This window comes from Desulfobotulus mexicanus, assembly GCF_006175995.1.
Taxonomy (GTDB): Bacteria; Desulfobacterota; Desulfobacteria; order Desulfobacterales; family ASO4-4; genus Desulfobotulus; species Desulfobotulus mexicanus.
Genome location: NZ_VDMB01000001.1, coordinates 91154 through 111743, shown reverse-complemented (window position 1 = coordinate 111743; position 20590 = coordinate 91154). Strand labels below are relative to the sequence as shown.

17 protein-coding genes are annotated in these 20590 nt (G+C 51.3%); 12 read left to right on the top strand and 5 right to left on the bottom strand.

Translation table 11 applies throughout. From position 1 onward, the window contains the following. Window positions 1-89 precede the first annotated feature (89 nt). Genes FIM25_RS00490 through FIM25_RS00480 form a run of 3 tightly spaced genes read left to right on the top strand, consistent with a single transcriptional unit; the run spans window position 90 to window position 4844 of the window. Entirely contained in the window at window positions 90-2177 is a 2088-nt protein-coding gene (locus FIM25_RS00490; RefSeq protein ID WP_139445059.1) for a methyl-accepting chemotaxis protein, read from the top strand. Window positions 2178-2229: 52 nt separating this feature from the next. Continuing rightward, on the top strand, window positions 2230-3516 hold the full coding sequence (locus FIM25_RS00485; protein WP_139445057.1) for an EAL domain-containing protein: 1287 nt from the start codon (window positions 2230-2232) through the stop codon (window positions 3514-3516). 59 nt (window positions 3517-3575) lie between these two features. Then, window positions 3576-4844, top strand: a complete 1269-nt coding sequence (locus tag FIM25_RS00480) for a PAS domain-containing protein (RefSeq protein ID WP_139445054.1) — start codon at window positions 3576-3578, stop codon at window positions 4842-4844. Here FIM25_RS00480 and FIM25_RS00475 read toward each other — a convergent pair. Together FIM25_RS00475 and FIM25_RS00470 are read right to left on the bottom strand one after the other, a co-directional pair. Next, on the bottom strand, window positions 4828-5247 hold the full coding sequence (locus FIM25_RS00475; protein ID WP_139445053.1) for a type II toxin-antitoxin system VapC family toxin: 420 nt from the start codon (window positions 5245-5247) through the stop codon (window positions 4828-4830). The genes FIM25_RS00480 and FIM25_RS00475 overlap by 17 nt on opposite strands. Then, a complete protein-coding gene (locus FIM25_RS00470) occupies window positions 5244-5498 on the bottom strand; it encodes a type II toxin-antitoxin system Phd/YefM family antitoxin (protein ID WP_139445050.1) in 255 nt (84 codons plus the stop codon). The genes FIM25_RS00475 and FIM25_RS00470 overlap by 4 nt, the downstream gene beginning before the upstream one ends. 198 nt (window positions 5499-5696) lie before the next feature. On the opposite strand from FIM25_RS00470, the gene FIM25_RS00465 reads away from it, so the two are divergent. The 9 genes from FIM25_RS00465 (at window position 5697) to FIM25_RS00425 (ending at window position 17789) form a co-directional block, all read left to right on the top strand. Further along, window positions 5697-6455, top strand: a complete 759-nt coding sequence (locus FIM25_RS00465) for a hypothetical protein (protein WP_139445048.1) — start codon at window positions 5697-5699, stop codon at window positions 6453-6455. 319 nt (window positions 6456-6774) lie between these two features. After that, entirely contained in the window at window positions 6775-8643 is a 1869-nt protein-coding gene (locus tag FIM25_RS00460; RefSeq protein WP_246051929.1) for a methyl-accepting chemotaxis protein, read from the top strand. A gap of 438 nt (window positions 8644-9081) precedes the next feature. Further along, window positions 9082-9480: a hypothetical protein gene (locus FIM25_RS00455; protein WP_139445046.1), complete on the top strand. Its 399-nt coding sequence runs from the start codon at window positions 9082-9084 to the stop codon at window positions 9478-9480. Between the two features lie 3 nt (window positions 9481-9483). Beyond that, window positions 9484-11280, top strand: coding sequence for a sensor histidine kinase (locus tag FIM25_RS00450; protein WP_139445044.1), 1797 nt, complete (start codon window positions 9484-9486; stop codon window positions 11278-11280). Window positions 11281-11303: 23 nt separating this feature from the next. Continuing rightward, window positions 11304-11738 (top strand): response regulator, encoded by a 435-nt coding sequence (locus FIM25_RS00445; RefSeq protein WP_139445041.1) that lies wholly within the window; start codon window positions 11304-11306, stop codon window positions 11736-11738. Then, complete coding sequence (locus tag FIM25_RS00440; RefSeq protein WP_139445039.1) at window positions 11738-12112, top strand: response regulator; 375 nt, start codon at window positions 11738-11740, stop codon at window positions 12110-12112. Before FIM25_RS00445 ends, FIM25_RS00440 begins: the two co-directional genes overlap by 1 nt. Window positions 12113-12116: 4 nt before the next feature. Beyond that, window positions 12117-13280, top strand: coding sequence for a sensor histidine kinase (locus FIM25_RS00435; protein ID WP_139445037.1), 1164 nt, complete (start codon window positions 12117-12119; stop codon window positions 13278-13280). 70 nt (window positions 13281-13350) lie between these two features. Beyond that, window positions 13351-15402 (top strand): SulP family inorganic anion transporter, encoded by a 2052-nt coding sequence (locus FIM25_RS00430; RefSeq protein ID WP_139445035.1) that lies wholly within the window; start codon window positions 13351-13353, stop codon window positions 15400-15402. Window positions 15403-16211: 809 nt separating this feature from the next. Next, window positions 16212-17789, top strand: coding sequence for a SulP family inorganic anion transporter (locus tag FIM25_RS00425; RefSeq protein ID WP_139445033.1), 1578 nt, complete (start codon window positions 16212-16214; stop codon window positions 17787-17789). 448 nt (window positions 17790-18237) lie between these two features. On the opposite strand, the gene FIM25_RS00420 is transcribed toward FIM25_RS00425, so the two are convergent. From FIM25_RS00420 to FIM25_RS00410, 3 genes are all read right to left on the bottom strand, one after another. Next, on the bottom strand, window positions 18238-19104 hold the full coding sequence (locus FIM25_RS00420; RefSeq protein ID WP_139445030.1) for a thiamine pyrophosphate-dependent enzyme: 867 nt from the start codon (window positions 19102-19104) through the stop codon (window positions 18238-18240). A gap of 1 nt (window position 19105) precedes the next feature. After that, on the bottom strand, window positions 19106-20278 hold the full coding sequence (locus FIM25_RS00415; protein ID WP_139445028.1) for a transketolase C-terminal domain-containing protein: 1173 nt from the start codon (window positions 20276-20278) through the stop codon (window positions 19106-19108). Between the two features lie 122 nt (window positions 20279-20400). After that, window positions 20401-20589, bottom strand: a complete 189-nt coding sequence (locus FIM25_RS00410) for a 4Fe-4S binding protein (protein ID WP_139445026.1) — start codon at window positions 20587-20589, stop codon at window positions 20401-20403. Window position 20590: the final 1 nt, after the last annotated feature.

The following is a 20590-nucleotide window of genomic DNA, read 5'->3' as shown; positions in this document are numbered from 1 at the left end:
CTTCTCTGTGGAATACTTATTGCTAAGTCTTCATAGAAGCTTCCTTTAAGGAGGCAGATAACCTTGTTTTTTCCCCAGAGGAGGCAGTGATGCTAAAAACATTGAAATTACGCACCAGACTTTTTGCAGGCTTTGGCATTCTTACGTTCATCCTTTTCCTGATGAGCCTTGGTGCGGCCGTCAATCTTGGAAATATCCGCTCCCAGACAGACAAACTCATCCATGACAATCTCCCCCAGTGGTCCTCTGCCAACAGCATCTATGCCGAGGTGACAGCCACCGGCTATCACATGGCCGCCTATGAACTGAGCGGCAATGAAAACGATTTCAAGGCTGCGGTTAATGCCTCGGATCTGGCCATGAAAACCGTCCTGGAAGGAAGAAAAACCGGCCTTGAAAGAAAAAATCCTGAATTTTCAAAAAAAATGCAGGAGATGGAAAGCATTCTTTCCCGATATCAGGATTTAATGAAGCGCTCCCGGAGTGCTGCGGAAAGCATCAGTGAAAACCATAAGGCCGTTGCAAGATCCGCCCACCTTTTCATTGAAAACATCACCGCATACAACAGCATGCAGAAAGAAGCCATGGTGCAGCAACTTTCCTCAGCCTTTGGTGACAGGGGCATGGTCCGGGCGGGCCTGGATCTGGCTTCCGAAGAGGAACTGCAGATCCGCCATGACCGCATTCAGGCGGGCAGCAATATCTTAAGCAGCGGCAATGCCCTGTATGCGGCCCTCTGGAAGGCGGAATCCCGCAGAGACAGCGAGGCCCTTTATGCCCTTCTCCCCGAAATCCGAAGACTGCACCAAACCATGACGAAACTTGTGGAAGTAACCCGCCAGCCCCAGAACCTCAAACAGCTCAGGACTGCCATGGGTGCTCTGGATACCAATGTCAGCTCCGTTGAAAGCCTGATACGCCTGCGGCAGGGAGCCGTAGAAACGGCAAAGTCCCAGACCCTTGCCTATCAGGAACTTCTCAGCCTTGCCACGGCACTTTCGAAAGAAGCCCATGGACATGCCATGGAAGGCGGCGGGCAGACCAACCGCATTGTGCAGGGTTCCATGAAAACCCTCATACAAATGGCTGCGGCAGGGCTTGCGCTGGCCATCATCCTCACCTTCCTCATCATCAGGGCCATCACAAGGCCCATCCGGGAAACATCCCTTCTGCTTAAAAATATTGCGGAAGGCGAAGGTGATCTTACAAAAAGACTTGAGGTGAAAACCCGTGATGAAATGGGAGAAATGGCAGAATGGTTCAACCGTTTTGCGGAAAATATCCGTAAAATGGTTCAGCAGATCAGCCATAAATCAGCGGACCTCAGCACCACGGCTAAAGAACTGACAAGGCTTTCCGCCAGCATGGATGAAGAGTCCGTGCATACCCGCAGCCTTTCAAAAAATACGGAAATCTCCCTTTCCAGCACCAGCCGGGACATGCAGGATGTGGCCGCCGCCGTATCCCAGGCTTCGGGTAACCTTTCCACCATTGCTGCAGCCAGCGAGGAAATGACGGCCAGCATTTCAGAAATCGCCAGAAACGCTTCCAGTGCCAGTGACATTGCCAAAAAAGCCGCCATTGAGGGTGCTTCCGCCTCGGAACGCATGGCCAGCCTCGGAGCCTCTGCCCGAAGCATCGACAAGGTTACCGAAGCCATTGAAGCCATTTCCGCCCAGATCAACCTTCTGGCCCTGAACGCCACCATTGAGGCTGCCCGGGCAGGAGAGGCAGGCAGGGGCTTTGCCGTTGTTGCCAATGAAATAAAAGAACTGGCCAGACAGACCGGAGAATCAACCCAGGAAATCAAATCCCGCATTGAAGACATTCAGGAAAGCAGCAGAAACTCAGAGCAGGAAATCATCGGCATCACAAAAATCATCAACGAGATTGAGGATATTGTGACCAGCATTGCCGCCGCCGTGGAAGAACAGGCCTTTACCATGCAGGAGGTGGCCTCCAACATTGCCGAAGCCGCTGCGGGCATCTCCGAGGTCAATAAAAAGGTGGGAAGCTCCGCAGAGCGCATCAAGGACTCCAGCCATGAAACCACAGAGGTGGCCCAGGCCGCCACCCGCATGGAATCCGGCAGCCACGGAGTAAAAAAAGGAGCCGAAGAACTGGCAGGCCTTGCAGAATCCCTGAAGGCCATGGTGGGGCGTTTCAGAACATCCTGAAACGGAAAATCCGGATGCGGACAGGCATATTAAAAAGAGTGAGCGTACCGCCATGAATATCGTACAGCTGGACAATGACTATGTCGATAAAGACTCCTTTGAGCTGGTGGATATAGAACCCTTCCTTTATGAAAGGGATGACCGCTGGTATGCCCGTTTTGAAGGCTTCACCCTGTCATCGGTTTTTCAGCCCGTTTTCAGTCCTGCCCATCAGGCCTGCGTGGGCATGGAAGCCCTGGTGCGTGTACAGAACAGTCAGGGCAACCACATTCCTCCTCCCCAGCTTTTTGCAGGAAAAAACCGGAAACGCATTGTGCTGGCAGACCGTATCTGCCGCCTGCTCCATGCAAAAAATTATCTTTGCCTGAAAAGGGATAATTTCTGGTTATCCGTCAACATCGCCCATGAAGTGGCTGTCCATGGCCGCAGTTATGGACCCTTTCTTAAAGAAGTGTTCTCAAAACTTGCCATCCGGCCCGAGAATATTGTCCTTGAGATCATGGAACACCCAGTAGAAGACCCGCTTCTCCTTGATTCAGCCATGGCCTTTTACCGGGAAACCGGCTGCAACATTGCTCTGGATGATTTCGGTGCGGGCCGGTCCCATTTTGACCGGGTATGGCGTATTAACCCCCAGATAGTTAAGCTAGACAGAAATCTCATCGCCCATGCAAGGGAAAATTCCCGCATAAGGCATATCTTCTGCGGTATGGTTTCCCTGCTCCAGCAGAGTGGAAGCCTTGTGCTGGTAGAAGGAGTTGAATGCGAAGAAGAGGCTGTCATCGTCCTTGAGGCAGGAGCGGATCTGGTCCAGGGCTATTATTTTGAAAGGCCTGCATCAATCCCATCCTTTGATTTCAAAGGCTGGGGAAATCTTTACAGAAACCATCATAAAAATAACGCCTTGTCAGAAGAAAAAAACCACGACAGGTATGCCCTGCTGGGGGAAGCCTTCAGTAAAGGCTGTGATGCCATTGCCAAAGGAAGCAGTCTTATGGATGCATGCAAAAATCTCCTTGATCACCCCGATGTGCTTCGCTGTTTCTGCCTCACTTCCGAGGGACACCTTCTGGGAGAACCTGCATTCCCAGAAGCTGCATCCAAGGCTCCGCCTCCCTCCCTAATGCCCCTGATTCCCGGCAAAGCCAGGGACAATCTTTTCCGGCCCTACCTGAAAAATGCCCTGCGCTATCCTGGAAAAACCTGCCGGACCCGTCCTTACCGATCATTTTTTCAGGACGGACTCTGTGTCACCCTTTCGAGAATGATCAGCAATGACGAATCCGGATACAGCATCATCTTCTGCTGCGACATACGGGAGCCATGGCAGGATTCCTGAAAGAATCACCGGAAACCTCCTTTTCCAGCATCTGAAACGGGTAATGAAAGGAAAAGCCAATGAAACCCCTGTCCGACCGGTCTTCCCACGCCATCTGGGCCGTGGATTTCAAAACAACCCTCTCCTTTATTGCCATGGTCAGCATTATTCTCTGTGTGGGCATGGCTGGTTTTGGGGCTGTTTCCATGCTGCAGACATCCTTAAAAAATTTTGGAGAAAACCGCATACCGGATTTAAAGGCCCTGGCCATTTTGAACCAGCATCGCATGGTCATCCGCGGCGAGACCTTTGCTGTCAGCCTTCTCCTGCATCAGGAGGGTCCGGCAGAAGCCTTTGCCGATATCCGAAAGCATCAGCAACAGGCGTGGAAAAACATTGATGAAGCCTGGATAGCCTTACGGGCCAACCCCAGGCAGTCGGACAGGGGAAAGGAACTCCTTCAACAGGCAGAAAGCGATTACAATGCCTGGCGCAATGCCCATAAACGCATGGACAGCATTCTCCTGAAGCTGACAGACCCCGAAAATCATAGCCAGTATAATGAACTCCACCGCCAGTACATGGAACTAACGGCAGAGACCCTGCCCCTGTCCAATACCATATACCTGACATTCGATGCCCTTACGGACAACAATATAGCCAACACATCCGCCATGGTGGAACGCAGCCTTGGCATTGCAGGCATCCTGCAGAAAGGTGCCATCTTTTCCCTCCTGCTGGGTACGGGAATATCCATTTTTCTTTTTATACTGAGCCATAAAGCAAGGAATGAAGCAGCCCGGCAGAGGTGGAATGCCCATCAGGATCTTGAACGCAGAAGAGCCAATCTTCAGGCAATTTTTGATACGGCACCAGTAGGAATGATTCTTCTCAATGGGGAAGGAAAAGTCCGCCATATCAACCCCGTTGTTTCAGGCATAACAGGCATGCCGGGAAGTTCCGGAATGTTCAGGCAGATTGGGGAATTTCTGAACTGCATCCATGCCCATTTACCGGCAAAGGGCTGCGGATACAGAAAAGAAGGCCCCTGCGGCCAGTGCCGTATCCGGGCAGCCCTTGAGTGCGCCCTTGACGCCCGCAAGGAAATACGGGCCGTGGAAAGCGCCCATACCCTCAGCATACACGGAAGAACGGAAAATTTCTTTTTTCAGATCAGCGCAGCGCCCCTCTTTCTGGACGGCAGCAACCATGTTCTCCTGACCCTCTTTGACATCACAGGCCACAAGGAAACCGAGGCGGAACTCCGCAGCAGCAACATGATGCTGGAAAAAACCATCGCCCATGCCAGTGTTCTGGCCCGGAAAACCGCCCTCAGTCCCAGGGATTAAGCAATTCTACACCGCTGTTTTCCATATCCTTTATATTTCTTGTCACCACAACAAGATCATGGGATATCCCGGTAGCAGCGATAAGAGAATCCATGACGGGCAGTTTTTGTCCCGACCTTTCTGCCTTTGCCTGAATTTTACCCCAGATGGCTGCGGTCTTTAAGTCAAAATTTATTATTTTATGCTGAAATCTTTTTTTCAAATCAAAGGAGACCCACCAGTGAAGATCGTTTCGCTTTTTGCCTTCTGGCAGCTTTTCAATACCTCTGTACAGTTCACCAATGGTCAAAACACTGATGAATAATTGTATTTCTTCAACACTGGAGATCCATTGAACTACTTTGGAATCCGGATGCTTTTTGATCAGCTCCGAAATAACACATGTATCCAGAAGATAATTCATAGGTCCATATCCCTTGAAATATCCTTGCTCCTTGATAAATCAATATCTGCATCTGCCAGTGGTGAATTTTTAAAGAACTGCACCAGACTCGTTTTGGGTTTTGTAAGGCTTTTGTACTCTTCAACTGAAAGCACAACAACGGCTTCCTTTCCATGTCTGGTTACAATCTGAGGCCCTTTTTTTTGAGCAGTCTCTACAAGATGGCTGAATTTGTTTTTTGCGTCCTGGAGCTGCCAGTAATTTTCAATCATAATGTCACCTACTTACCCTTGTTAAAGCCACATGATCAAGCTAGACTGTCTAAACAATAAAGATCACAGCCCGCAAAGTCAATGCGGAAAAATCTTTGTCTTGACAGAACATCATTGCGCACAAACCGGATCAGACACCAAGCTTTTCACTTCCTGCAATACTGGGATTGAAAAAACATGAAACAGAATGGTTGAGCTATGATTATCACTCTGCCGGAACAGAAAACACATACTCCCCTGATAAGGCAGCCCGCCATTGCTGCACTGCTGATCCTCCTTCTTGCAGGAACCCTTCTGCTCACATGGTGGAAAATTCAACTCGCCGAAGAGAATTATCTTGACCGCCTGCTGGTACAAACAGAGCTTCTTGCGGAAACCATCAACCCTGAACGGGTCATGGCTTTATCGGGATCTGCTGACGATCTTAATAAGTCTGAATACCAGCGCATGAGAAACCTGATTGAGGATGCAGAACTCATCGTTTCCATGGACATGGCCGTCTGCAACGGCAAAGAAGGCTTTCTGTTCCCGGAACTCATGATAGAAGTGCAGGCTTTTCTGCCAAAGATTTCCATGGATATAGAGCTTTCCGGCAACCTTTCCCCAGGTCTTCTGAATATGGACAGGGAGCTTCTGAAAAAAACCATGGGAACCCTGATTCTCCTTGCCACCTCTTTTTCAAAAAATCGACAATGTGTAAAAATTTCTGTCACCGATACGGAAAATGGCATAGGGCTGACATTACCCATGAACACAATGAGGCTCAGCCAGAATCAGGCAGCGTCTTTTTTTGATCTCCCCTCCCCCGTCCGGGGCGCATCCCAGGCCCAGGAGCTGGGACTTGCACCTGTTGTGGCCCACAGAGTCATAGAAACCTTTGGCGGCAGCCTGCATATTGTCAAAACCGGGGAGCTTTCCGGTGAAATCCGGGGCTTTCTCCCCTACCCCAAGTGTTGACAGGACCGGAATTTGCATACCCTGCCTCCGTATATACTCCAAGCGGTCAACCGTGAAACATTAATGGGTTTTCTGTAGGGGCAACCCCCTGTGGTTGCCCAAAACCAGGGCAGGCACGGGGGCCTGCCCCTACAATATCGTTTCAAGATTGCCCCATGTATCAAGAATGACCATGCGGAGTATAACACCCTCTGATGTGCCCGTGGCTCCCGCAGAGAAAAACTCTGAAAGGCCGTAAAGATCAATGATTTTTACGTCTTAAAAGAGGGAGTCTGGACCCGGAAGACTTCTGTCAACTCTTTCAAAAAGGGAAAATTCCATGAAAAAATCCTGGACCATAGGAAAAAAACTCATCACGGCTTTCCTTTCCGTTTCCCTCATTACCCTCTTTGTGGGTCTTGTCAGTTTTGTCAGCATGTTCCGCGTATCCGGTGTGGCAGAAAACCTTGCCCAAAGCAGCGTACCCGCCGTAGCCGTGGCAAACGATGTGGAACGCATGGCCATGATGACCATGTATGCCTCCCGCGGATACGCCTATACGGAAAACAGGGAATTCCTTGGCATCGCAAGGGAGAGCCTTGCCCTCACCATGGAACACATCAGGGAAGCCAGTGCCCATGCCTCCGCAAGAAACATGGCCTTTCTTTCAGACAATTCGGACAGGGCGGCAAGGGCCACGACAGCCTACGGCCAGCTTCTGGACCAGACGGTACAGCAGACGGAAATCATTGGCAGGGCTGTCTTAAGTGCCGATGGGGCAGCAGAACAGTTCGTGCAGAGCATGGAAGCCTATCTCGGGGTGCAGGAAAGGGCCATGGAAAGCTTTCTTGAACAAAACCTTTCTACGGCAGAAAGGTCCATGAGCGAAGAAGGCCGCCGCTTCATCCGTGACGAGGTGTGGATACGCACCATCAGAATAAAGGCCGGCAACGACATTCTGGATCTGGGAACCGCCATCATCACAGACACATGGCGGGCCATTGCGGGCAGGGACGTGCAGCGGTTCAGGCAGACCATGGAGCGCTTTGACGGACTCAACCGCAGCCTTGAAGATCTGATACGGGTAACCCGGCAGGAGCACAACCTGAGGCTGCTCCAGACCTGCCTCAGGGCAGCTTCGGACTACCATGAAAACATGGAGACTTTTCTTAAGGCGTGGCTGGAGCGGGAAGCGCTGGGGGAACAGAGCAACAGGGCTGCGGAACAGGTGCTGCAGGCGGCTTCAGCTACGGCTGCCGCAGGCATTGCCGACACAGGCCAGGCCGCCCTTTCCGTGACCCAACAACTGAGCCTTGCTTCTACCATTATAAGCATTTCTGCAATTTTTGCCGTAGTGACGGCCATCGGCCTTGGCCTTATCATCACCCGGAGTATCAACAGGAACTTAAGCCGGGTCATTACAGGCCTCAGCGATGGTGCTGCTCAGGTGGCTTCTGCCGCAGGCCAGATCTCTTCGGCCAGTATTTCCCTTGCCGAGGGTGCCAGTGAGCAGGCGGCTTCCCTTGAAGAAACCTCTTCTTCCATGGAAGAAATGTCTTCCATGATCAGGCAGAATGCGGATAATGCAGGAGAAGCCAACACGCTTACGGGCCAGTCCCGTCAGGTTGTTGAAAGTGCCAATACATCCATGAATGAACTCACCCGCTCCATGACAGAGATCTCCAGAGCCAGCGAGGAAACATCAAAAATCATAAAAACCATTGATGAGATTGCCTTCCAGACCAATCTTCTGGCCCTCAATGCCGCCGTTGAAGCGGCCCGAGCCGGGGAAGCTGGCGCCGGATTTGCCGTGGTGGCAGACGAGGTGAGAAACCTTGCCTTGCGGGCTGCGGAAGCGGCAAAAAACACGGCAGAGATGATTGAGGGAACCGTAAAAAAAGTGACCCATGGGAATGAACTTGTTACACGCACCAACGAAGCCTTTACCGAGGTATCCTCAAGTTCTTCCAGGGTGGGGCAGCTTGTGGAAGAAATTGCTGCAGCATCCAGGGAACAGGCCCAGGGCATAGAGCAAATTAACAAAGCCGTTGCAGAAATGGACAAGGTAGTTCAGCAGAATGCGGCCAATGCCGAAGAATCAGCATCCGCATCCGAGGAAATGAGCGCCCAAGCCGAACAGATGAAATCCATGGTACAGGAACTGGTGGCCATGGTGGGAGGAAGGGCTGCGGGTCAGGGTATGGGATGAAAAAGGGAAAAACATTTCTGCTCCCACACCGGAGCATCCCTGAACAATGCCCTTACACCCGACCCTGCATATTGCCAAGTGAGCGGACAGTTCCCGCATTCTCCAAACACCCGAAACCCTTTGTTTTAAAGCCTAAAAAAGTAAAATAAGCCATGGCACTCCCCTTGCAAATGCAGGCCTCAGACAAAGACTGCCCGTTCCATCCAAAAAAACCGGAATCCCTGTCATTTTTTTTAACACCCTGTAAAAGAAGCCCGGAAAAGAAACCAGCACCCTGTAAAAAAACATGCCACCCTTCTTTTGATAACATATAAAAAATTCTTATTTTTACAGCCACAAGCCTAAGACATAAGACTCCGGCCCCGTATTTGCACAGGATACAGATGAGCTGTGCGGGGGGCCGTGGGACAGCCTCCCCAGCCAAAGGAAGGAAAAACCATGAGCCCGTGCCTATACATTCTTTTTGCGGACCCCAATCCCCATATATGCCAGCTTCTGCAGCGGGAGCTCCGCATGCTTCCCTGCAGGGCACTAACCTTCTGTACAGGATATGCACTCATGGAAAGAATTCAGCAGGATACCAGAAAAGGCACCATACCGGATCTTGTGGTACTGGATCCGGATCTGGCGGATATCCGCAGAGAAGACCTGCTGGCTGCCCTGCACATGCAGCTTCCCGCAACACCGCTGGTGCTGCACTCCCTCCATGCAGGGCAAAGGCACCGTATGGATATACCCCTGCCGCCCCTTCTGATTTTCATGGAAAAAAACAGCAGCAGCCACATCCGTATCCGCAGACTCATTGAAACCCGCATACAATGGCAGGGGGACCATTAAAATATGAAAAAAATAAAACATAATAACCTTTCCTTTGTTCCCCTGCCCTCTGCACATGGAGATGCCACAAAACCCCATGATGCCTATTCAAAGCTTGCCCGGCGCATGGTCATCACCTCCCTTTTCATAGGCCTTGCCCCCCTTCTCCTTGTGCTGGCCATTACCCTGAACCAGTATGACAGCACCACAAGGGAAAAAATATCCAATAACCTCAGTGCAATTGTGGAGCATAACCGGTCGGAAATTGATGCTTTTCTAAATGAGAAAACTTCCAACCTCCAGAGCCTCGTTCTTTTGTCCCCCCCGGAAGAGCTTCAGAAACCCGAGGTTCTGGAATCCCATCTCCGCAGAATGCGGCGGGTATATGGCCCCGTTTTTGAAGATATGGGACTGGTCTCCGCCACCACGGGCCGCCTTGTGAGTTATGCAGGCCCCTTCAGGCTGGGCGCTGCGGATTACAGTCAGGCAGAATGGTACCTGGAATTTCTTAAGAGCAATAAAACCCATGCGGCAAGCGATGTCTTCCTTGGCCTGAGGGGCATGCCCCACTTCATTGTCATGGTAAAAGCCAATGACAGTGAAGGCAAACCATGGATACTCCGGGCCACCATCGATTTTGAATCCTTTAACACCATTGTCCGCAATCTCAGAATAGGCGAACGCGGCTTTGTAACAATCCTTAACCGCCAGGGAGAACTACAGACCCGGCCCCTTCAGGATATTTCTCCCCATACCCAGGTTTACCAGAAACTTTTAAGTACCCGCTCCGGGGATGCCCTTATTTTTCATCAGGGCAAAGATAAAAACGGGCATAAGCAGATTTATGTGGCAGGCTTTTTAAAAAACGGAGACTGGATGCTGATTTCCCAGCAGCCCGAATCCGAGGCCTTTTACCATCTTATCCGGACCAGAAAACTTGGAATCTTCCTCTTCCTTGGCTGCGCTCTTGTCATTGCCTTTCTGGCCATCCGTTTTTCCAAAAAACTGGTGCATGCCCTCCAGAGAAAGGAAACGGAAAAACAGCTGATGAACCGACAGGTCATTGAAACGGGCAAACTGGCATCCATCGGTGAGCTGGCTGCGGGTATTGCCCATGAAATCAATAATCCAGTGGCCATTATGGTGGAAGAAGCCGGATGGATAGACGATCTCCTCGCGGAAGAAAATCCCGAACAAATCAAAAACATGCATGAATTCCGCACCTCCCTGAACCAGATCCGCACCCAGGGCCAGAGATGCAAGGAGATTACCCGCAAGCTCCTCACCTTTGCCCGCAAATCAGAATCCAGCAACGAAGCCCTTCTGGTCAACGAGATGATCCGGGAAGTGCTTCCCCTCTGCGAACCAAGGGCCCGCTATGCCCAGGTGAGCATAGAAACCCGGCTTGCTCCGGATCTGCACAGGGTCATGGCTTCAAGAACTGAGGTACAGCAGGTAATACTGAACCTTGCCAACAATGCCATTGATGCCATGGAAAACGAAGGGGGCAGCCTTTGCTTTGAAACGGTGAATCACGATGATTTTCTGGAAATACTCATAACAGATACGGGTCCCGGCATACCAGAAGCCAACCTGAAACGCATCTTTGATCCCTTTTTCACCACCAAACCCGTGGGCAAGGGAACGGGTCTGGGCCTTTCCATCTGTTACGGCATCATTGCCACCATGGGCGGAAAGCTTGAGGTGGAAAGCATGATGGGTGCAGGCACAACCTTCCGGATTCTTCTGCCTGCCATACAGGAAATAAAAGAGAGTGAAGAGCAGTCCTTCACGGACCATAAACAGAATCAAGACCTTTAACGCATCAGGCAAGGAGTGAAACCATGGCTAAAAGAAAAGTTCTTCTCACAGATGATGAAACCGGTTTTGTGGAAACCCTTTCCAAGCGCCTTGAAAAAAGAGATTTCCGACTGGTTGCGGCCTTTTCGGGAGATGAGGCCCTAAGAACCCTGGCGGAAAATCCATGGGTGGATGTGGTCATTCTGGATGTAAAAATGCCCGGCATGGACGGCATTGAGACCCTAAGCCGCATCAAGCTGGAATTTCCCCTGGTGGAAGTAATAATGCTCACAGGCCATGCCACGGTGGAAACAGCCATAGACGGCATGAAAAAAGGTGCCTTTGATTATCTCATGAAACCCTGTGACATTGATGTCCTCACAGCCAAGGTGGATGAGGCCTCCCTCAAAAAGCAGGCCCATGAAGAAAAAATCGTGACTGCCAAGGCCATGTCCATCGCCAACCAGAGGGGGGACTGATGCCAGAAAACCGCCGCCTGCTCCTTGTGGACGATGAAACCGGCTATGTCCGTGTTCTGGGCAACCGGCTGGAAAAAAGGGGCTTTTCCGTGCTTCGGGCCACCAGCGGTGCTGATGCCATACGTCTTCTCCGCCATGATACTGCGGATGTGGCCATACTGGATCTGAAGATGGAAGATATGGACGGCATGGATGTTCTTAAAATTTTCCGGCGCATGGCCCCGGAAACCGCTGTCATAATGCTGACCGGCCACGGCAGCGAAGAAGCCAAAATGGAAGCCCTGAAGACAGGGGCCTCGGACTACCTGACCAAACCCTGTGAACTGGAAACCATGCTGGAAGCCATCAACAGAATCCTTGAAATAAGGGGATAGCTCCATGCCCAACACCGGAAGACGCTACCATGATATTTCCCTTGTGCTGGTGGACGATGAACAGGCCTTCCGCGAAGCCCTGGCCAAACGCCTTGAAAAACGTGAACTGAAGGTTTACCCCACGGGTTCCGCCCGTGAGGCCATGGCCCTGCTGGAAAAGGAAAATGCCGACGTGGTGGTTTCCGACATACGCATGCCCGAGGAAAACGGCCTCAGCCTCATGAACCGTATCCGGGAGCTTTATCCGGACATGGAGGTGATTCTTCTCACGGGTCAGGGAGACATCCGCGAGGGTGTTGAGGGCATAAGGGCCGGAGCTTTTGACTACATCACCAAGCCTGTGGAGATAGACCACATAGAAAGCAAGATCTTTCAGGCTGCGGCTGCGGTACGCCGCCGCAGGGAAAGAAAGGCTGAAGGCGAAATCCGCAAAGAACTTGAAGAAAGGGCCCTTCAGGCGGAAAAGCTTGCCACAGTGGGCACCCTTGCCACGGGAGTTGCCCATGAGATCAACAATCCCCTTGCCATAATCAATGAGGCGGCAGGATGGATAGCCCAGGTGATGGACAGGCCTTCCATGCAGGATCTTCCGGAAAAAGCCAGCCTGAAACGGGCCTCGGATATCATACAGACGGCCGTGGAAAGGGCAAGGCGCATCACCCATCAGCTTCTGGGCATGGTCCGCAGGGAGGCGGAAGCACCAGGGGCCTGTGACATGCCGGCTTTTCTTCAGGAAGTGGCCTCCCTGAGCCGCACCATCCATCCTGAAAATGAAATTTCCATTGTGGTGGAAGAAAGCCCTGATCTTACCCTTTTCACCGATCCGCACAGACTTCGGCAGATCCTTGTGAATCTTGTGGAAAATGCCATACAGGCCACGCCCAAGGGGGGTTGCATCAGCCTTTCCGCCTTTTCACCGGAAAAGGAAAGAATTTCCATAGAGGTTAAAGACACAGGCCCCGGCATCCCTGAAAGCGTTAAAAAGCGAATATTTGACCCCTTTTACACCACAAAGCCCCAGGGTAAGGGTACGGGCCTTGGCCTTTACCTCTGTAGGGATCTGGCCCATCAGCTGGGCGGAGATATTGTGGTTTCCAGTCGGCCCGGAGAAGGAGCCTCCTTTATCCTCACCCTTCCCGGAGTACTGCCAAAAACTGCATCCACCTGACAAACCTCACCATCAAAAAAACACAGGGAGGTTTTCTTATCCCCTGAATAACGAAATAACCGGAGGATTTATGACTTCCACCTTATCCATGCCCCGCATCCGGGGTGATCTTTTCGGAGGGCTGACCGCAGGAGTTGTGGCCCTTCCCCTGGCACTGGCCTTTGGTGTGGCTTCGGGAGCCGGAGCTGCGGCAGGCTTATACGGAGCCATCATGCTGGGCCTAATTGCAGCTCTGGCGGGCGGGACGAAAATGCAGATCTCCGGACCAACCGGCCCCATGACCGTGGTTTTTGCAGCCATTCTCATATCCATGGAGGGAAACATTGCCATGGTCATGGGTGCCGTTCTTGTCTGTGGTGTGGTACAGATCCTGCTAGGCCTCAGCAAGACCGGAGCCCTTGTCAGATTTATTCCCTACCCGGTGGTATCGGGTTTCATGAGCGGCATCGGACTGATCATTATCCTTCTTCAGATTGCCCCACTGCTGGGCGCACCCTCACAGGCTTCACCCACGGGTGCAATTTTTGCCATACCTGCGACTTTAATGTCCATTAATTTTCAGGCGGCCTTTCTGTCCCTCCTTACCCTGCTCATTGTTTTCCTCACTCCCATGAGCATCAGCCGTATTCTCCCCTCTCCCCTGATGGCCCTCATCAGCGTAACCCTCATCTCCATTATTGCGGGCTTCAAGGTGCCTGTCATAGGAGAAATTCCCATGGGGCTGCCGGATCTCACCCTGCCTCTCTTCAGTATGGAAACACTGAAGCCCGTGATTGTTGCAGGCGTTACCCTTGCCCTTCTCGGCAGCATAGACAGCCTTCTCACCTCCCTTGTGGCGGACTCCGTAACGGGTACCCGGCACAACTCCAACCGGGAGCTTGTAGGGCAGGGCCTTGGCAACAGCCTCTGCGCCTTTGTGGGGGGGATTCCCGGAGCCGGAGCCACCATGCGCACAGTCGTGAATATCAAAGCAGGGGGAAGTACACGCATCAGCGGCGTCACCCATGCGGTTTTTCTTCTGATTCTTCTTCTGGGTGCCGCCCCTCTGGCCCAGAACATTCCTCTGGCCGTTCTTGCAGGCATCCTCATCAAAGTAGGACTGGATATTCTGGACTACCGTTTTATCAAGCTTCTTAAAACAGCCCCCAAAGATGATCTCATGGTCATGACCGCCGTCTTTGTACTCACGGTTTTTGTGGATCTCATCATTGCCGTAGGAGTGGGGGTTCTCTTTTCCATGGCACTGATCACCAAAAGGGTCAGCAATCAGGCCCGCGTCAGCATCTGGCCCGATGACGAGAGTGCCACCAGCCATATGCAGGGACAAGTAAGGGTACTTGAAATTCAGGGGGCTTTTTTCTTCGGATCCACCAGTCGCCTTACGGACAATGTGGATCAGGTACTGGGCACAAAGGTCATCATTTTCAACTGCAGTCGCATCCCCTTCATTGACCTGAGTGCCGTTTTTGCGCTGGAGGAAACCATTGAACGGCTCAAAGCCTCAAAAATCACATCCCTTGTGGTCATGCCCCCGCAGATCAGGGCACAGCTCATTAATCTGAACCATGAAGGACTTCCATCCCAAATAATATTTCCGGACCTTAAAAGTGCACTCATGGAAGCAGAAATCTTTACGCAGCCTGAAAAAAGCCCCAAAGCTCTGGTCCCCGGTGCCCGTATTCTGCTGGTGGATGATGAAAAGGACTTCACGGAAATGCTTGCTCTGCGCCTTGAAGAAAGGGGACACATTATTTCCCTTACCCACGACGGCAGGGAAGGACTGAACCTTCTTAGGGAAAAACCACAGGATGTGGTTGTACTGGATCTCCGTATGCCCGGGATGGGCGGACTTGAGGTACTGGCAGAGTTGAAAAAAGAGTTTCCCTCCGTAGAGGTTATTCTTCTCACAGGCCACGGAAGCGAAGAAAGTGCCGTTCAGGGTATGCGCATGGGAGCCTTTGACTACCTCCTTAAACCCGCAGAATTTTCAGAACTTCTGGATAAAATCAAGGCAGCCCGAAGGCGCAAGATCAGCCAGGAAGAGCGTATTCGTCAGGCAGAAGAAAGACTTATATCTCCCCGGACTTCCCAAGGTACAGGACTGCAGCATCAGGAAAACTAATCTTCAGACCTGCCGTTTCTTGAGTACCTGAGGCATTGCTCAAGAAACGGCACTGATTTATCGAAACAGGCCGAAGCAACTCAAAATACAATTTTTGCACTGTCCTGGTTTTTTACTGGAGTTTTCCGCATTTTTTCCTGCTTCCCTTCCTGCGATTTTCTCCGTCATACATTCCTCAAAGACATAATGAAACATGCCTGTTTCATGCACCATCCACCTTTACAGCCCGGGCCGTGTCGATAAAAATGAATACTGCAATACCCTTAGCCCTCAAAGACAAAACCCCATTCGCCTGTTCTGAACAGCATTTATAAAAAAAATAGACTTCCTTATTTTTCCGTGCTATCAGATTTTCCTACCTGATCATGAAATGTTCTTATCAAATTAAATATAGAAAGATAAGACGCTTCATATACAGATGAACTATAGGCATCTTTCCTTCAGAGGAAGCATGCCTGTATGTATTTTATTTCAACTTTTTTCAAAAGGAAACCTTGATATCTATGGGAAAAATCTTTTTAAACCAAACCTCCCCCACACAAGGGCGCAATTCTTTTCACAGAAATATTTGTATTCCCGAAATGCCATTTCCTAAAACCCAAGAAATGTCTTTCGGTAATTTAATCATTCATGCCTGAGCCAAAACCGCCTTTTTTGCCCCTTTCGTCAGGCCCGAATTTATCCCTTTCATGCCACTGTGCAAAATAGGATCAAAATTCCCGCCTCCCCTGAACGGAACAAAAAATCCTGGTTTTCATCCGGGCACCCTGTACTCATACAATATTGATGAAGGATTCGGAGAGAACACCATGACTAACACCTTTTCCATCAAAACCCTCCGGGGAGATCTTTTCGGCGGACTCACCGCCGGTATTGTCGCCCTGCCCCTTGCCCTTGCCTTTGGCGTCGCTTCCGGTGCAGGAGCCGCCGCAGGCCTTTACGGAGCCATCATGCTGGGTATGATGGCCGCCATTTTCGGCGGTACCCGTACCCAGATATCCGGTCCCACCGGACCCATGACCGTTGTATTTGCATCCATTCTCGTGGCTGTAGGCAGTGACCTTGCCACTGCAATGTCTGCTGTGCTCATTGCGGGACTTATCCAGATCATCATGGGCTGCGTAAAGGTTGGCGGCCTCGTGCGCTTTATCCCCTACCCTGTGATATCCGGTTTTATGAGCGGCATCGGCATTATAATCATTCTGCTGCAGATAGCCCCTCTAATGGGAACATCTCCCAAAACCTCACCCTTCCTTGCCATCATGACACTGCCCTCCACCCTTATGGCCGTTAATTTTCAGGCACTGATACTAGGTGGGCTGACCCTGCTCATCGTTTTTTTTACTCCCATGCGCATCAGCCGGATAATTCCATCCCCTCTGATTGCCCTGATCGCCATAACCCTTCTCTCTATGGGGCTGGGCTTCAAGGTTCCCGTCATCGGTGAAATTCCCCTTGGACTTCCGGAATTTATCATGCCAGCCTTCTGTCTCCAGGCATGGACCACCATCCTTGTTCTGGGCATCACCCTTGCCCTTCTGGGAAGCATTGACTCCCTGCTCACTTCCCTTGTGGCAGACTCGGTCACAGGCACCCGCCATAAACCCAACCGGGAACTGATCGGTCAGGGCCTGGGAAATATGATGTGTTCCTTTGTGGGTGGCCTTCCCGGCGCAGGCGCCACCATGCGCACGGTGGTCAACATCAAAGCAGGCGGACAGACAAGAATCAGCGGTGTCACCCATGCAAGCCTTCTGCTCATCCTTCTTCTGGGAGCCGCGCCCCTGGCCACCAACATCCCCATGGCGGTTCTTGCGGGTATTCTCATCAAGGTCGGCGTTGATATTCTGGACTACAAGCTTCTTCGCCTCATAAAAACCGCTCCCCGGACAGACCTTTCCGTTATGACCGTGGTTTTCGGACTCACGGTTTTTGTGGATCTCATCATTGCCGTGGGCGCAGGTGTTTTCATGTCTATGGGTATGATCATCCACCGCATGGTCCGGCAGGCCAACTTCAAAATTTACCCTCTGGATAACACCCGATCCGATGCCATGGAAGGCAGAATCCGTATCCTTGAAATAAACGGCCCCTTTTTCTTCGGTTCCATGAGCAAGCTTGTGGATGAAGTGGACACGGTACTGGATACAAAGGTAATTATTTTTGATTGCCGCAAGGTTCCCTTCATTGACCTCAGTGCTATTTTTGCTCTGGAAGAAATTATTCTCCGCCTTAAGAGTTCGCACATTCAAACCTTCATTGTACTAAGTGAAGTACTCAGAAATGAACTTGTGCATCTCCACGACAAAGATCTTCCCGAAGAAATTCTCTTTGTGGATTTTGAAAAAGCACTTGAAGAAGCAAAAAAAATAGACAAAGAGAAATAAACGCTTTATATTTTTTCTGAACCCTCATTTCAAAGTACGGAGCAGATCGTGCAAAATATGCACCCGGATATTCTGCCTTCTGCTCCGTGCGGGGCCTTTTTTGTACCGGCCTTTGAAGTCAGAGGGCTGTGGCAACAGAAATTATAAAAATTTATAAACAAAGGATAAAATAATAGAGACTACACACACCTGCCACATTCCCATGCATTGTCATTCTGCCTGAAAAAGAGATGTCTGAACCTGCCCGCTGGCCTTAGAAACATGGCCCTGTTTCTTCAGAAATTCAGCGGAGACCATCACAGATCCATCCAAAGTGGCCTGATACAGACAATGCACTGATGCGTGAAAGCACAAAACTCCGCACGCAACGGGAATGTGGCAGGTGTAGTAGCCGCATACTGGTGAGAAATCAAAAAAACTGAACTACGGACAGCAGGTACAAGGTAAATCAGTCCTGAATCTTACCCTGTTCACCTTCCATGACCGCTATCCTTAAAGCAGCTTCCTCCGTCATGAATTCCTCAAAGGCATAATGGGTGCTGCCCGCCTCCTTAGCTATCCGAATGGTGTCCGCAGGACTGAATTTCATGTTGGTGGGACAGGGCGTGTAAATCTGAACATAGGTGGGCCCCAGTTCCCGTGCAAGGAGAATGGCCCTGTTCACAGCCCTGCCAAGCCGCTTCGGGCTGGCAATGGTAACTCTTGCCCCATAAACACAACCTGCAGTTCTTGCCATTTCAAAAACAGGAATTTTCTTAAAATTCTTTCCCTTTGGAGCCATATGCAGCACCTGCCCTTCAGGAGACATCCCGCTTTCCTGACCGCCGGTATTACCGTACACCTCATTGTCCAGCATGATGGTGCTTATCTTTTCCCCCCTGAACCAGGAATGCAGGGTCATGTCCAGACCGATATCGGCAATACCACCATCTCCGGCCATCACCACCACGTCCTTATCCTTATCCGGATACCGGATGGACAGCATGCGCTTCAACCCTGAGGCAACGGAATTCTGATTACCAAAAGCGGTATTGGAATAATTCACTGCCGTCTGGGAAAGGGCAAAGAAGGAACATCCGGGAGTACCCACCACAAGAGTATCTTCCGGGGCGGGCAGTGCGGCAAGGGCCAGACGCACGCCCAGAGACACGCCGCACCCGGCACAGTGGGGGTGTTCCTCGGTAATTTCCTTGAAGCTGCCCAGATCTTTGATACCCACAGATTTTCCGTGGGGACCCTTTTCCACCAGATCCCTGTAATCCTCCGGCAGAATATGGGCCAGAGATGCTACGGGAGTAATGATCTTTTTTGACATATCAGCACCCTCCCCTGCTTTGTCCGGCCCCAAGGGCCTTTTTGACTTCTTCCACAATCAGCCATGGGGGCATGGTCATGCCACCAAAAACCCTTGGCGCACCGATGACACGGTGATTCCGGTCGATGGTTGCCCTGATTTCCCGTGCAAGCCACCCGCCTGCATTGAATTCCGGCACCACAACCAGATCTGCCGCTTCCAGTGCCTTAGACAGTTCGCTGCCCGGAAAGGGACGGATGGATTTAATTTTAATAAGGCCCACATCCATTCCCTCAGCCTGCATCATACGCAGGGCTTCCCGTGACTGGGATACGGCCGTTCCCGATGCGGCAATGAAAATTTTTGCGCCGGGGTTTTCCACTTCCAGCAGTCCGCCCATGAAATGTGCGATATGCTTTCTGGCCCGCTCCGCTGCTGCCAGCACTTCCTGATGCCAGCTGGCATTGGCGTTGCCACTGATGAAATTACTTTTATTCAGCAGGGGATCACGGGTGATGCGCATGGGAGGGGTTTCCATATCAAATACAGGCACCGGGGCAAAACCCGGATCATAGGGAGGAAGACAGCAGTCCTCCGGTGGCAGCAGCATTTCCTCCCTTGTGTGGGTCACAAAAAAACCATCGGCAAAGACCCCCACGGGCAGGTGAACATCGGGCTGTTCCGCCACCAGATAGGCCTGAAGGATCATATCGAAAAAATCCTGACCATTCTCGGCGTGAAGCATCAGCATGCCCGTATCCAGCAGCATCCCCATCTCAATATTTTCCGGTTGAATGGATGGAGGCAGGGAAACGCCACGGCACATAAAGGCACAGACAATGGGCTGCCTGGCACCGGCCCATACCGGAAACATCTCCATGGCCCGGAGGGTGCCCGGTCCGCTTGTGGCGGTGAAGACCCGACCGCCACCTAAGGCAGCACCATGCACCGCTGCCATGACGGCAAACTCGTTTTCCGCCCTGTAATAATCCTTGATATGCCCTTTGGCGAAAAGCTCACCCACCAGATGCATGCTTTCCGACTGCGGTGTAATGGGATAGGCAATGGCCATATCAACATTGGCCCGCTTAACGGCCTCGGCAACGGCTTCACTGCCGGTGATGAAGGCTTTATTGCGCAAACCGTGGAGCAGCTCTGCAATGGTATCCCTGTTCTTCTTTTTTTCTGAACACATTGTAAGTCTCCTGACCCGCACTGCTCTGATAAAGGCAGAGACGAATAATTCTGCATTTCACTTTGGAGGACAAAATTTCTGCCCCCCAAAGCAAATAATATCACACAGGAAAAGCAGCCAGATCAGCCGATTTTCAGGGCTTCCTTCGCACAGACCGTTGTGCAGAGTCCGCAGGCCTTGCAGCGGCTCTCATTGACTTCCACAAGCTTTTGCTCCGGCAAAAAAATAAATACATTGGGTTCCGGACAACTGGTGATGCAGATTTTGCACCCGATACATTTTTCCTTATCCACTCTGACTGATAAATACATA

Coding starts and splice junctions, on each gene's coding strand:
- FIM25_RS00490 (WP_139445059.1), top strand. CDS start 90: ATGCTAAAAACATTGAAATTACGCACCAGACTTTTTGCAGGCTTTGGC.
- FIM25_RS00485 (WP_139445057.1), top strand. CDS start 2,230: ATGAATATCGTACAGCTGGACAATGACTATGTCGATAAAGACTCCTTT.
- FIM25_RS00480 (WP_139445054.1), top strand. CDS start 3,576: ATGAAACCCCTGTCCGACCGGTCTTCCCACGCCATCTGGGCCGTGGAT.
- FIM25_RS00475 (WP_139445053.1), bottom strand. CDS start 5,247: ATGAATTATCTTCTGGATACATGTGTTATTTCGGAGCTGATCAAAAAG.
- FIM25_RS00470 (WP_139445050.1), bottom strand. CDS start 5,498: ATGATTGAAAATTACTGGCAGCTCCAGGACGCAAAAAACAAATTCAGC.
- FIM25_RS00465 (WP_139445048.1), top strand. CDS start 5,697: ATGATTATCACTCTGCCGGAACAGAAAACACATACTCCCCTGATAAGG.
- FIM25_RS00460 (WP_246051929.1), top strand. CDS start 6,775: ATGAAAAAATCCTGGACCATAGGAAAAAAACTCATCACGGCTTTCCTT.
- FIM25_RS00455 (WP_139445046.1), top strand. CDS start 9,082: ATGAGCCCGTGCCTATACATTCTTTTTGCGGACCCCAATCCCCATATA.
- FIM25_RS00450 (WP_139445044.1), top strand. CDS start 9,484: ATGAAAAAAATAAAACATAATAACCTTTCCTTTGTTCCCCTGCCCTCT.
- FIM25_RS00445 (WP_139445041.1), top strand. CDS start 11,304: ATGGCTAAAAGAAAAGTTCTTCTCACAGATGATGAAACCGGTTTTGTG.
- FIM25_RS00440 (WP_139445039.1), top strand. CDS start 11,738: ATGCCAGAAAACCGCCGCCTGCTCCTTGTGGACGATGAAACCGGCTAT.
- FIM25_RS00435 (WP_139445037.1), top strand. CDS start 12,117: ATGCCCAACACCGGAAGACGCTACCATGATATTTCCCTTGTGCTGGTG.
- FIM25_RS00430 (WP_139445035.1), top strand. CDS start 13,351: ATGACTTCCACCTTATCCATGCCCCGCATCCGGGGTGATCTTTTCGGA.
- FIM25_RS00425 (WP_139445033.1), top strand. CDS start 16,212: ATGACTAACACCTTTTCCATCAAAACCCTCCGGGGAGATCTTTTCGGC.
- FIM25_RS00420 (WP_139445030.1), bottom strand. CDS start 19,104: ATGTCAAAAAAGATCATTACTCCCGTAGCATCTCTGGCCCATATTCTG.
- FIM25_RS00415 (WP_139445028.1), bottom strand. CDS start 20,278: ATGTGTTCAGAAAAAAAGAAGAACAGGGATACCATTGCAGAGCTGCTC.
- FIM25_RS00410 (WP_139445026.1), bottom strand. CDS start 20,589: ATGTATTTATCAGTCAGAGTGGATAAGGAAAAATGTATCGGGTGCAAA.